This window comes from Comamonas sp. B-9 (assembly GCF_000410635.1).
Classification (GTDB): domain Bacteria; phylum Pseudomonadota; class Gammaproteobacteria; order Burkholderiales; family Burkholderiaceae_C; genus Comamonas.
Window position 1 is genome coordinate 1 of the sequence record NZ_KE148596.1, and the last position, 225, is coordinate 225.

The window sequence follows — 225 nt, forward strand, 5'->3', positions numbered from 1 at the left end:
GGTGACCAGCTCGATGGGCTCTCCCTGGTCGATGCGGGGCACCTGCAAGGCCAGCACACTGCTTTGGCTGACGGCAGGGCCTTGCGCCTGGCCCAGTAGCAAGGCCAGGCTGCGCTGGGCATCGGCCTGCTGCTGGTCCAGGGCCGCAAGCGCCCGGCGCTGCGCCGCCACCAGGCCGCGCTGTTGCGCCAGCTCCAGCGATGTGGCCGCTCCAAAATTGGCCTT

Annotated in this window: 1 pseudogene; it reads right to left on the minus strand. The window is 70.2% G+C overall.

Going from position 1 to position 225, the window contains the following annotated elements:
* A pseudogene (locus tag H928_RS32405) lies at positions 1–225 on the minus strand (TolC family protein); the annotation flags it as partial.